The organism is Bordetella tumbae (assembly GCF_054780995.1).
In genome coordinates, this window is sequence record NZ_BAAGVG010000018.1 from 634192 (window position 1) to 646885 (window position 12694).

The window sequence follows — 12694 nt, forward strand, 5'->3', positions numbered from 1 at the left end:
AGAGCTTTCCTGGATGCGAGGCAGGTCGCCTCCCTGAGGCGGATTGCCGTATCTGCATGGCAACGAACGCTCGACGCCGAGGTCGGTATACACTCGATCGAAAGCCAGTCGCCCTGACTGCTGTCGGGTCGGCCCTAGTACAACATTTAGGAGAGAAAACATGCCCAGTCTGTTGCCCGACGTCGATCCGGACGGTTTGCTGGAATACTCGGTGGTGTACACCGATCGCGCCGTCAATCACATGTCGAACGCTTTCCAGGGCGTGATGAAAGACATTTCCAGGGTATTGAAGCAAACCTATAACGCCTCGGCGGCTATTGTTGTGCCGGGCAGCGGCACCTTTGGCATGGAGGCGGTCGCCCGTCAATTTGCGACCAACAAGCGTTGCCTGGTCATTCGCAATGGTTGGTTCAGCTATCGCTGGACGCAGATTTTTGACATGGGCAGCATCCCGTCGGAATCGGTCGTGCTCAAGGCGCGTCCCGTGAGTGATGGCAGACAGGCACCTTTCGCGCCCGCGCCAGTGGACGAAGTCGTGGCGGCCATCAAGCAGCACAAACCCGACCTGGTATTCGCTCCGCACGTCGAGACAGCATCAGGCATCATCCTGCCCGACGATTATTTGCGCAAAGTGGCCGATGCCGTACATGCCGAGGGCGGGCTCTTTGTGCTGGACTGTATTGCAGCGGGCACCATATGGGTCGACATGAAGGCGGTCGGCGTTGACATTCTGATCAGCGCTCCGCAGAAGGGCTGGTCGGCATCGGCATGCTGCGGTCTGGTCATGTTGAGTGAGACGGCGCGTCAGCGTATTGGCGATACGGTCAGTACCAGCTTTGCAGCGGATTTGCGTAAATGGCTGCAAATCATGGAGGCATATGAAGGCGGTGGACATGCCTACCATGCGACCTTGCCTACGGATTCATTGACGGTCTTGCGCGATGCGATGTTGGAACTCGAGGCCTATGGCGTCGATAAAGTACGCGCGGAACAACAGGCGCTAGGCGATGCCGTGCGTGCGTTGTTGCGGGAAAAAGGTTTTAAGAGTGTCGCGGCTGACGGCTTTGCTGCGCCCGGCGTGGTCGTGAGTTATACCGATGATGACGGCATACATTCGACTCGAAAATTCGCCGCGCTAGGGATACAGGCGGCTGCGGGCGTGCCGTTGCAGTGCGACGAGCCCAGCGATTTCAAGACCTTTCGGTTAGGGCTGTTTGGCTTGGATAAGCTGCACAATCTGGACCGTACCGTGGGGAATTTGAAGCGAGCGTTGGATGCCATGTCGTGATGGTGCATTAGCCCTGCGTTGACGGTCGCGGGCGTGTGACGATCCTGCTGGAATGCTACTTTTCAGCAGGATCGACTAGCTCGTTTTAGTTCACTTGAACGTCGCCCAGCTTCTTGTACAGATGCGATCGCGAAATCCCCAGGTACTCTGCTGCCTTCTTTTTGTTTCCGTCGAATTTTTCCAATGCGTCGCGGATCAGGTCCAATTCGACCCGTGACTTGGCCTGACGTACATCGGCCGATTCCTTGGGAGCAAACGGGAGGGTGTCAGACGGTGCCGCGATGTCTTGCAGCGCGGTATTCAACGGATCGAGGCTGACGCTCGTGTTCATTTCCAGAGGGACTTCGCAGTCCGAGCAGGTGATTTCGTTTTGCTCCGAAAAAATGGCAGAGCGTTCGACCGTGTGCTGCAGTTGACGCACGTTGCCGGGCCACGGCAATGATTGCAGATAAGCGATGACGCCCGGTCCGAAATACTTGCCCCTTACATTGTGGCGTTGCATGAATCGTTCGAGGAAGGTCTGAGCCAGCAATGGCACATCCTCAAGGCGTTCGCGTAGCGGCGGTACGCGGATAGTGACCGCACTGATGCGGTAGAACAGATCGAGACGAAAATCACCATCGGCCAGCATGCGCTGAAAGTCGCGGTTGCTGGCCGATATCAGGCGAAAATCCGACCGGCGTTGCGTGCTACTGCCCACGCGCTGAAAAGTACCGTCTTGCAGCGTGCGCAGCACCTTGACCTGTATGTCCAGCGGCATGTCGCCGATCTCGTCCAAGAACAAGGTGGTGTGATCGGACTCTTCGAATTTTCCTGTGCGGCCGCGCTTTTCTGCGCCGGTAAAGGCGCCGCCTTCGTAGCCGAATAGTTCGGCCTCCACCAGATTGCCCGGAATGGCTGCGGCGTTGACCAGCACCATGTCTTTGCTGCCGCGCGGACTGAGTTGATGGATGGCATGGGCGACGAGGTCTTTGCCTACGCCGCTTTCACCGACCAGCAGCACGGACACATCGAGGGCGGCGATTTTTTTGATGCGGTCTTTCAGTTTGCGGATGGCATCGCTCTCACCGACGATGGAATCCATGCCGTGTATATTGCCGCGCAGACGCGGTAACTCACGTTCATAGAAACTGATCTCCTGGCGCAGGCGTCTGATTTCCTCGCCCAGGGCCTCGACGGCGGCGGGGCTTTTGAACATGACCTGGCCGATGGCACCGACAATGCGGCCTTCGGGGTTGACGATAGGTGTGCGGCTGACCACCCGGCTGGTCCCGCGCATGCGCTGAATTTGGCCGATTTCGGTTTTGCCGCTGCGCAGCACGGCGGGCAAACGGCTGTTTTCAATGACGGTATTGACATCCGCACCCCAGCTTTGCCCCCGCTGAACGCCGAAGAATTTTTCGTGCACCGGGCTCATGTATTGGATGCGAGCCTTGTCGTCGATGACCGTGATGGCCTCGTACGGGTCGGTCACGAAATGGCGCAGGATATCGGCCGAAAAATCCACACTGCTGACGAACTCGTAAAGCGCATCGCCGCTATCGTGGCGATACAGCACAAAACAGCCTGTCCCCGCCGATACGAACGATACGACCGTGATGGGTTCGCTCGTGCCTTCGAGGGTGAACATGGGCGACACCGCTCGCAGGTCTCGATCCTTCCACAGGGAAGTGAGTTTTTCCTGGATGTGTTTATCCAACCCGGTACCGGAGGCGAAAACGGCGCTACCCTCGGAGTCGAGTACCAGAACGCCCTTGCGTGTACTTTGATTTTGTCTGCCTTCATCCATTTACATGTCCTTGTTCGATACATGGTGGACAATTTTTGGACACTTTACCACTCTGGCCGGTGCGGCAGTAGAGGGAAGACACACTTGGCATGAATTGTGCTTGAAATGGGAAGGAGAACCAGGACAAGGTAGCTGACACATGCAAAAAGAAGTGCTTGAACCCCCGTTTGCCGAGTTGCCGATGGTGGACAAAGAGGGGCACGACCTGTTGGGAGGGATGTGCGTGGTCGACCTGAGCACGTCGGTCGCGGGACCATACGCCACTCAGCTGCTGGCCGATTTCGGCGCCACGGTGATCAAGGTAGAGAAATCGGGCGCGGGCGATGATGCGCGCCAGTGGGGGCCGCCGTTCCTGCATGGCGAGTCGCCCTGGTTCCTGAGCGTGAATCGCAACAAGCATAGTGTGATGCTGGATCTGACCCGCCCCGAGGGCCTGGCCGTACTGGAAAAACTATTGGCCAAGGCCGATGTGCTGGTACTGAACATGACCGAGCCCGTGCAGAAGAAGCTGGGCATCGATTATGCCCGCCTCGGGGCTAAATTTCCGCGCCTGATCCATGCGTCCCTGACCGGGTTCGGCCTACGGGGAGCGCGCAGTCATCTGCCCTGTTATGACCTCATCGCCGAGGGATACTCCGGCGTCATGGACCTGACGGGTGAGGCTCAGAATGATCCTCAAAAGGTAGGCACGCCCGCGGCCGATCTCCTGGCGGGACAGGATGTGGCCATGGCGGTGATGGCCGCGTACGCCGCACGCCAGAACACCGGGCAGGGCGCGCAAATCGATGTGTCGATGCAGGCGAGCATGACGCGCTTCATGGCACCGCGCCTGGTGTCTTACTTGAGTTCGGACGAGCTGCCCAGGCGATCTGGCGGCAAGGACTCCGTCATTGCCATTTATCAGGTGTTTGACACAGCGGACCGGCAGATTTCGCTAGGGTTGGGCAATGATGCGATCTGGCGTCGTTTCTGGTCGGCCGTCGGACAGCCAGAGATAGGTGAAAACCCCCGTTATAAGTCGAATGCCGATCGCCGCCTGCATCGCGAAGAGATCGTTGCGAAGATCGCTGAAATCCTGATTACCCGCACCCGGGACGAGTGGCTAGACATCCTGGGCGAGCACCGTATTCCTGCTGGCCCTATCAATGGGTTGGACGACGTGGCACGCGACGAGGAACTGCTGCAGCAGCGATTCCTGTATCAGGCCCAGGCTGCCAACGGGCCGGTGCCGCAGGTTGGCCTCGGGATTGCCATCAATGGCAAGACAGCAGTACATCGTAAGGCACCGCCGGTATTGGGTGAGGACACGGAAGCGATTCTGAGCGGCATGCTCGCGCTGACGTCCGCTGACATCAAACGATTACGAGAAGCCGGTGCGGTGTGACCGCGCCGCTCGTGCATAGAAAGATTCATGGAGGAGTGTTGTGAACACCATACTGACGTTGCATGATCCACAGACCGCCAGGGAAAACTACCTGAGCGGTGTGTGGCACCAGGACACACTGTATTCGTTGACGCGCGAGCACGCCCGGGTACGGCCCAACGCCTGCGCGGTGCGCGACCCGTACCGCCGCCTGACGTGGCGAGAGGTCCTCGCTAATGTAGACATCATCGCCGAGCACTTATATCAGGGTGGCCTGCGGCGTGGCGACCGCGTGGCGATCTGGTTGCCTAACCGCATCGAGGCGGTGCTGATTTTCCTGGCATGTTCGCGCAACGGCTATGTATGTTGTCCGTCTTTGCATCAAAATTACACCAACGCCGAAATCGTCAAATTGCTCACGCGCATCCGCTGCAAGGCATTGTTCGCGCAGCCGGGTTACGGCGCCGACTCGGATCGCTATTCGATCTTCAAGGAGTCCGCGGGCATTGCGACGCTGAAGCAACTGTATGCCTTGGCTCCGCAAGGCTCCGAGCCCGCGAGCGGTTGGCTGCCCGAGGGAGCGTTGTCGTTTCCTGATCATGTCAGCAGCATCGGAATCAGCAGCGCACCGGTGCTCGATCCGGACAAAGTGGTATACCTGGCGTTCACCTCGGGCACCACCGGCGAACCCAAGGGTGTGATGCACAGCGACAACACGCTGCTCGCCAACGGGCGCGCGTTGGTCGCGGACTGGAGGCACGATGCGTCGACGATTCTGCTCGCGCTCAGCCCCATGAGCCATCACATCGGTACGGTGGCGCTGGAGCAATCTTTGGTCGCGGGCATTGAACTGGTGTTGTACAACCCGGCCGCCAGCCGCTCGACGCTGGATTGGGCGCTGGAAACCGGCGCCACGTATGTCATGGGCGTGCCCACGCACGCCATGGATATGCTGAGCGCACTGCGCGAGCGTGGCCTGAGCCAGCTGGGCAACGTCACGGTGTTCTATATGGCGGGGGCTCCCATTCCACGCGAGGTGGCGCAACGCTTTTTGGATCTGGGCGTCAAACCACAGAACGTGTATGGGATGACGGAAAACGGCTCGCATCAGTACACGCTGCCTACAGATGACAGCAATACGATCGTGTCGACATGCGGGCGTGCTTGCAAAGGCTATGAAATCAGAATCTTTAGTCCAGAAAACTCGGACGTTGAAGTTGCGCCGGGCGAGACGGGCGAGATTGGCGGCAAAGGCGGCGTGTTGACGCTGGGCTATTACGACAACCAGGATGCGACCGAGAAATCCTTTAATTCCTCGGGCTGGTTCCTGAGTGGGGATCTGGGCATGCTGGATGAAAACGGCTGCCTGCATGTGATGGGCCGCAAGAAAGATCTGATCATTCGCGGCGGCCACAACATCTATCCGTCACAGATCGAAGATCTGGCGCATCGGCATGCGGGCATCGTCAAATCTGCGGCTTTTCCAGTGCCCGATGATCGCTTGGGAGAAAAAGTCTGTCTGGCAGTGATTTTTGCGTCCGGCGTTTCGCTCGCTGCTAACGAAGTCCTGCAACACCTGCATGACGCAGGGCTGTCCAAGTACGACATGCCCGAGTATTTCTTGGCGATGGAGGCGTTCCCGCTCACCCCCAGCGGCAAGATCCTCAAGCGAGAGCTGATCGAGTGGTTGAAAGACGGCCGTCTCGTGCCTGAACCGGTACGCTGGAAAGCAGCATCTACATCCCATGACGTCAAAAATGCTATCAAGGAAGGGGTATCGCTATGAGCGTGAAGCTGGAGTATGACGGCGAGTTTGCGCATATCTCGCTCAATCGCCCTGAAGTTCTCAATGCATTGAGTTTCGAGATCTTGTCGGAACTGGGTAACGCGTTGACTCGGGTCGCCGAATCAGATGCGCGAGCATTGATTTTCACCGGTGCCGGTGAAAAAGCGTTTTGCGCCGGCGCAGACATCCCCGAGTTGATGAACCGGCCCTTGATGCAAGAGCTAGAGGGGGCTGCCAAAGGGCAAGCCGTGTTCAACCAGATTGCTGCGTTGAAGATTCCGTCCATCGCGGTGATTCACGGCTATGCCTTTGGTGGCGGCCTCGAGCTCGCTCTCGCGTGCACCTTCCGGGTCGCGACAGAGCGTGCGAAAGTCGGATTGCCCGAGGTCAAATTGGGCCTGATTCCTGGATACGGCGGCACTCAGCGGTTGCCGCGGTTGGTGGGCGAGGGACGCGCGCTGGACATGATCATGTCCGGCCGAACCGTCGCGGCGGAAGAGGCCGAGCGCATTGGCCTGGTCAACCGTATCGACAACGAGGGCAGCCCGTTGGAGATCGGCAAGCGGTATCTGGAGCCGTATCTGAAGCACAGTCTCTGCGCGCTGTTTTTCGCGCGCGAAGCGGTGCTGCGAGGTGGACGCACTGGTCTCGAAGACGGCCTGCGCATCGAACGCGATCTGTCGACGCTCGCGTACCGCAGCGATGATGCGGCTGAGGGCCTGCGCGCCTTTGTGGAAAAACGGCCCGCCAATTTCAAGGACTGCTGAAGCATGGACTCCGGACTGATTTACGTAACGGGTGCGAGTCGCGGTATCGGGGCGATGATCGCTTACGAGCTGGCCCGCCGTGGCTACGAGGTGGGATGCCTGTCACGCTCGGGTGACAAGCCACATGTCGCAGACGTACCTGACGATGTCGCTGCACGCTGGCATGCAGTGGCCTGCGATGTGACCGATGGCGAAGCGATGAAAGACGCCATGGCGGCGTTGCATAGCAAGCTGGGCGTACCTGTCAGGGGGCTGGTGAACAATGCCGGCCTGCATACCGAGGCACCCACTATCGACCTGCCGATGGATGAGTTTCGCAAGCTGATGGACATCAACGCGGTATCCCTGCTGCAGGCGTGCCAACTCGTGCATCCGCTGCTGAAGAACCAAGGTGGTGGCGTGATCGTCAACATTGGGTCTTTCTATGACAAGCTGGGCGTAAAGCGCAACGTGTCCTATTGCGCGTCGAAGGCGGCAGTGGGCGCGATTACGCGCTGCCTGGCGGTCGAGTGGGCCAAGGACGGCATCCAGGTGATCGATGTGGCCCCGGGCTACATCATGACGGACCTGAATCGCGAGGCCATGGAAGCCGGCCCCTTGCGCGCCTATCTGGACAAGCGCATTCCCCGCAAACAGCCCGGCGAAGCGCGAGACGTAGCCGTACTGGTGGCGTCGCTGTTCCAGGAAGGCATGGGCTTTCTCAGCGGGGAAACGATTTACATCGATGGCGCACAGAGCGTGTCGGTCTGAAGCCGCGCGACCACGCATGAACAGTGAAATGATCAAGGAGAAAGCATGAACGTACTGGAACGCCTGGACCAGGCGCTGGCGTTCTCGGAAGAAGAGGGCATGCTGCTCGATTCCGTCCGTGAGTTGGCCAAGAACGAATTCGCACCGCGCGCCGCGGCCTATGACGAGAAAAGCGAGTTTCCCTGGGAGAACATCAAGGCCATCAATGCGCTGGGTCTGAACGCCATGTTCATCCCCGAAGCCTATGGTGGAATGCCCTTGTCGTACCGGTGTTACCTGGCCTGCGTACGCGAGATATCCAAAGCCTGCGCCTCCACCGGCATTATCTGGGCCACCAATTTTCACGCGATCAAGCCGGTGATCCAGTATGGATCGGAGGAGCTCAAGTCTCGAATTCTGCCGCGTATGGCCGAGGGCGCGCTGGCATCTCTGGTGATCACCGAGCCATCAGCAGGCTCGGACGCAACGGGCATGAAGACGCAGTTCCGCGAAGACGGCGACGACATCGTCGTGGACGGACAGAAGATCTTCATCAGCAACGGTGATGTGGCGGACGTGTATGTCGTGTTCGGCAAATGGGCGGGCGCGGAGAACGCCAAGGAAGCCATTGGCGCCGTCGTGATTGAAAAAGATACGCCGGGACTGACGGTCACTGGCACCGAACATAAGATGGGTACGCGCGCCTCTGGTACGGCTTCGTTGTCGTTCGAAGGCTGCCGCATTCCGCGCGGCAATATTCTCGCGCCCGTCGGCAAGGGACTGAGCGTGCTGCTTGGCTCGCTGAACAAGTCGCGCCCCAGCGTGGCGGCGCATGCACTCGGCATTGCACGCGCAGCATTCGAGGACGCCACTGCCTATATCAATGACCGCAAGCAATCGGGAAAACGTATTCTCGAATTCCAGGGGATTCAGTTCATGGTGGCCGATCTCGCAGCGGAACTGGCACTGTGCGAAAGCTGGCTCTGGCACGTTGGCGGGCTGGTGGATCAGGGCGTGGACGACATGGGCATAGAGGCGTCCATCCTCAAACTCAGGGCGACCGATCTCGCCATGCGCATCACCACCGACGCGGTGCAACTGCATGGCGGCTATGGCTATTGCCAGGATTTTCGCGCTGAACGCCTGATGCGCGACGCGAAGATCACGCAGATCTGGGAAGGCACGAACCAGATCCATCGACAACTCATCGGCCGCAGCTTTTTGAAAAAGGAAGGAAAATGAGCGAGATAAAGACGGTCGGTGTCGTCGGCAGTGGCACCATGGGAACGGGCATCGCCATCGTGGCTGTACGAGCGGGATTCAGGACCATCGTGCTCGATGCGCGCCAGGATGCCCTGGACAATGCTCGCAAGCAGACCGCTGCATTTCTGGCGAAGTCTGTCGCCCGCGGCAAACTGGCAGCGGGGCAGGACGAGGCCATCATGGCGCAGTGGAAAGGCACCACGCGAGCCGAGGATCTGGCCGAGTGCGATGTGATTATCGAGGCCGTGTTCGAAGACCTGAAAGTCAAACACGCGCTGTTTTCTCAGCTTAACGACATCTGCCCGCCTCACACGCTGTTTGCCTCCAATACGTCAACCATCTCGATCACTGAGATCGCCGGTGGCAGCGGTCGCGCGGATCGCGTGGTGGGCATGCATTTCTGCTTGCCCGCGCAACTGATGAAGCTCGTCGAGATGTCGCCGGGGCTGTCCACGTCGGATGAGACCTTTGCCAAGGCCTGGGCTTTTTGCGAAGCGCTAGGGCAAAAGCCTGTCAAGACACGCGACACCCCGGGATTCATCCTCAACTATTTCCTCATCCCCTGGCACAACGATGTCATCAACATGGTGGACCAAGGTGTGGCCACGCCGGCGGACATTGATCTCGCCGTGAAAACGGCACTTGGCTATCCGCTCGGTCCGCTGGAATTGCTGGACATGGTCGGTATGGACACGCAGAAGCTCTTGTCAGACGCCATGCACGGGCTCACCAATGAGCCTCGCGCGGCTTGCCCGCCCCTGGTCAAACGCATGATCGGTGCTGGGAAACTCGGCAGAAAGTCCGGCGCCGGTTTCCACACCTATGACAGCAACAAGATTTTCGGAGCTTGAGAACATGAGCTATCAAATTATCAAGCGTGGCGAGAGCCTTTCTTTTCCTGATGCCCATGCGTTTATTGAAGCCGCTGCCAGCCAGGGCGACGGTGTCGTGTTGATCGGTGACGGCGCAGGCAAGGGATGGAGCGAAGGTGTCGAAGGGGCCGCAAGCAAAGCTTTCGTCGCCATCGAGCTCGATATGGAATGCCTTGGCGTGCACACCGGTGAAGACGAGGGCCCAGCCAATGTCGTGGGCTTTGCCCGCTTTAGATTGGGCGACGACGCGCCCACCAATCTGATCGAGTTGGTGAAGAAGCCCTACACAGACGAGGCTGCCGTAAACGCTGCCAAGCAAGCGTTCGAGGCTGCGGGCCTGAAAGTGGCCGTGTGCAACGACTTTCCCGGCCGCATTCTCAATCGCCTGGTGCGGCCGTACTACAACGCTGCCTTGCGCCGTCTGGACGACGGGTTAGCCAGCGCGTCGGACATGGACAAGACACTATGTCTGGGGCTGGGCTACCCAGAGGGCCCGATCTCATTGCTCAAGCGCAGTGGTCTGCACCATCACTATCGCGTCACACAAGCGCTGTACGAGGCGCTGGGTCAGGAACCCTACGCACCCGCACGCCGCGCCCAGGTCGCATGGGCACGCCACAACAAGGATGCGCCATGACGCAACCCCTGAAAGGGATAAAGGTGCTGGACCTGAGCACCTTGCTGCCCGGACCGATGTGTACGTTGATCCTCGCTGAAGCGGGGGCGGACGTGATCAAAGTGGAGCGCGACGCCGGCGACGAGATGCGCAGCTACGAGCCGCGTTTTGGCGACGATAGCGTCAATTTCGTATTGCTCAATCGCGGTAAGCGTTCGGCTTGCTTGAACCTAAAGGCCGAGGCGGATCGCGCGCAGCTGCTGGAGCTGGTGCGCGATATAGACGTCGTGGTGGAGCAATTCAGGCCGGGCGTCATGAAGCGTCTAGGGCTGGACTACGAAACCCTGTCGCAAATCAATCCTCGGCTGATTTACTGCTCTATTACCACCTACGGGCAGCATGGCCCCAAAGCGCTCAGAGCCGCCCACGACCTGAATTTTCAGGCTGAAACCGGCATGTTGGGCCTGTCTGGAGACGCGGGCGGCGTGCCCATCGTGCCGCCCACATTGACGGGCGATCTGGCGGGCGGAACGTATCCTGCGGTCATCAACATTTTGCTCGCCCTGCGCCAGCGTGATCTGGACGGCAAGGGGCAGCATCTCGATGTTTCCATGACGGATAACCTGTTCACACTGATGTACTGGGGCTTGGGCAACGGTTGGAGCCAAGGGAAATGGCCACGCGCAGGCAAGGAGCTCGTCAGCGGGGGCTCGCCGCGTTATGCCATCTACAAAACGGCCGATGGCAGATTCTTGTCGGCAGCACCGCTCGAGGACAAATTCTGGGCTACCTTTTTGTCACTCATCGAAGCCCCTCAACTGGCTGACGAGAAAGACGACGAACGTGCTTTTGCAGAGGTGTCACGTATCATCGCGTCGAGATCGGCGGACGAATGGATGCAGCGGTTTGACGGGCATGACGTCTGCGTTTCTGAAGTCGTCAACCTGGAGCAGGCGCTACAGGACCCGCATTTCAAGGCACGCGGCCTGTTCGAGCGCGAGGTATTGAACAGCAGTGGCGTGTTCATGCCCGCGCTGCCCGTGCCGGTGTGCGCAGCGTTCAGATCAGACGAGCGCCGCGTCGCGGCGCCAGCGCTAGGCCAACATACACAACAATTATTCGATGTCGCCACAGGAGACAGCGCCAAATGAAAGCGGTCGTTATTCATGAATTTGCTGAGCCCGAGAACCTCAGCGTTGAGGACTTTTCTGAACCCGTACCTGGCGAGGGAGAGGTTGTGATCGCCGTTACCCATGCCGGGGTCAACTACCCAGATCTGCTGGTGATGACTGGCAAATACCAGAATCTGCCCGCACGCCCGTTTGTGCCTGGCAAGGACGCTGCAGGCACGATCGCTGCGGCCGGGCCGGGCGTACAGGGCCTGAAAGTGGGCGACCGTGTCGTGGCGCAGGTCGAGTTTGGCGCCTTTGCCGAACGTACGCTCGCGGCCGCCGCGTCCTGCTATCCCTTGCCCGATAGTATTTCCGATGCAGATGCCGCAGGCATGGGACTGGTGTATCAAACGGCCTACTTTGCGTTGGTGGAACGCGGACAGTTCAAAAAGGGCGAGATCGTCCTGGTCAATGGCGCCGCGGGCGGCGTGGGCGGTGCGGCAATTCAACTCGTGAAGGCGCTGGGCGGAACGGCCTTGGCCGGCGTGGCGGGCGCAGAGCAGGCCGAGGCTGCACGCGCCCTGGGTGCCGATCACATCATTGATCTGTCGGCACCAGACCTGCGCGAATCACTGCGAGAGCAGGTATTTGCCTGCACCGGCGGACACGGTGTTGATGTCGTGCTCGATCCCTTGGGTGATGAAATTTTCGACGCTGCCATTCGTGCGGTGGCATGGTGTGGGCGGTTGGTGTGTATTGGTTTTGCTGCGGGCCGTATCCCGACACTTAAAGTGAACTATCTGCTGGTCAAGAACATCGCCGTTTCCGGGTTGCAGTGGAGCGACTATCGCGATCGTCAACCGGAAAAAGTACGCGAGGTGCAACGAGTGTTGTACGAGCTGCATGCCAAAGGCGCCTTGCGTCCACACATCGTCGAAGTGCTGCCTTTGGCACGTTTCGCCGAGCCGCTACGTGTGCTTGCGAATGGCAAAGCAAAGGGCAAGTACGTGTTGCGACTTTCTTGATCGATAGAAGGTTGAGCGAGCGGGCTGTGGCGGGCAGCGAGGATCTGCATTGCCTCGCGAGCGCTGAAATTTTTATGTGACGAA

Annotated in this window: 11 protein-coding genes; 10 read left to right on the forward strand and 1 reads right to left on the reverse strand. The window is 59.2% G+C overall.

What is annotated here, in order from left to right; translation table 11 throughout:
- Positions 1 to 160 precede the first annotated feature (160 nt).
- Positions 161 to 1288, forward strand: coding sequence for an aminotransferase class V-fold PLP-dependent enzyme (locus ACYVI2_RS17755; RefSeq protein WP_415815975.1), 1128 nt, complete (start codon positions 161 to 163; stop codon positions 1286 to 1288).
- A gap of 85 nt (positions 1289 to 1373) precedes the next feature.
- Here the strand turns inward: ACYVI2_RS17755 and ACYVI2_RS17760 are convergent, their stop codons facing one another.
- Positions 1374 to 3077 carry a sigma-54 interaction domain-containing protein gene (locus tag ACYVI2_RS17760; protein WP_415815977.1) on the reverse strand — a complete coding sequence of 568 codons (1704 nt, stop codon included), beginning with the start codon at positions 3075 to 3077 and terminating at the stop codon, positions 1374 to 1376.
- Between the two features lie 139 nt (positions 3078 to 3216).
- On the opposite strand from ACYVI2_RS17760, the gene ACYVI2_RS17765 reads away from it, so the two are divergent.
- From ACYVI2_RS17765 to ACYVI2_RS17805, 9 genes are read left to right on the forward strand one after another with little or no spacing between them, the layout of a single operon-like run.
- Positions 3217 to 4461 (forward strand): CaiB/BaiF CoA transferase family protein, encoded by a 1245-nt coding sequence (locus tag ACYVI2_RS17765; protein WP_415815979.1) that lies wholly within the window; start codon positions 3217 to 3219, stop codon positions 4459 to 4461.
- Between the two features lie 40 nt (positions 4462 to 4501).
- Positions 4502 to 6226, forward strand: coding sequence for a class I adenylate-forming enzyme family protein (locus ACYVI2_RS17770; RefSeq protein ID WP_415815981.1), 1725 nt, complete (start codon positions 4502 to 4504; stop codon positions 6224 to 6226).
- Positions 6223 to 6993 (forward strand): enoyl-CoA hydratase/isomerase family protein, encoded by a 771-nt coding sequence (locus ACYVI2_RS17775; RefSeq protein ID WP_415815983.1) that lies wholly within the window; start codon positions 6223 to 6225, stop codon positions 6991 to 6993. Before ACYVI2_RS17770 ends, ACYVI2_RS17775 begins: the two co-directional genes overlap by 4 nt.
- Positions 6994 to 6996: 3 nt before the next feature.
- Complete coding sequence (locus ACYVI2_RS17780) at positions 6997 to 7743, forward strand: SDR family NAD(P)-dependent oxidoreductase (protein ID WP_415815985.1); 747 nt, start codon at positions 6997 to 6999, stop codon at positions 7741 to 7743.
- A 45-nt stretch (positions 7744 to 7788) separates the two neighbouring features.
- Positions 7789 to 8964 carry an acyl-CoA dehydrogenase family protein gene (locus ACYVI2_RS17785; protein WP_415815987.1) on the forward strand — a complete coding sequence of 392 codons (1176 nt, stop codon included), beginning with the start codon at positions 7789 to 7791 and terminating at the stop codon, positions 8962 to 8964.
- Positions 8961 to 9836: a 3-hydroxyacyl-CoA dehydrogenase family protein gene (locus ACYVI2_RS17790; RefSeq protein WP_415815989.1), complete on the forward strand. Its 876-nt coding sequence runs from the start codon at positions 8961 to 8963 to the stop codon at positions 9834 to 9836. The genes ACYVI2_RS17785 and ACYVI2_RS17790 overlap by 4 nt, the downstream gene beginning before the upstream one ends.
- 4 nt (positions 9837 to 9840) lie before the next feature.
- Positions 9841 to 10494 (forward strand): 3-hydroxyacyl-CoA dehydrogenase family protein, encoded by a 654-nt coding sequence (locus ACYVI2_RS17795; RefSeq protein WP_415815991.1) that lies wholly within the window; start codon positions 9841 to 9843, stop codon positions 10492 to 10494.
- Positions 10491 to 11624: a CaiB/BaiF CoA transferase family protein gene (locus tag ACYVI2_RS17800; protein WP_460490328.1), complete on the forward strand. Its 1134-nt coding sequence runs from the start codon at positions 10491 to 10493 to the stop codon at positions 11622 to 11624. Before ACYVI2_RS17795 ends, ACYVI2_RS17800 begins: the two co-directional genes overlap by 4 nt.
- Positions 11621 to 12610, forward strand: coding sequence for an NADPH:quinone oxidoreductase family protein (locus tag ACYVI2_RS17805; RefSeq protein ID WP_415815995.1), 990 nt, complete (start codon positions 11621 to 11623; stop codon positions 12608 to 12610). The genes ACYVI2_RS17800 and ACYVI2_RS17805 overlap by 4 nt, the downstream gene beginning before the upstream one ends.
- Positions 12611 to 12694 lie beyond the last annotated feature (84 nt).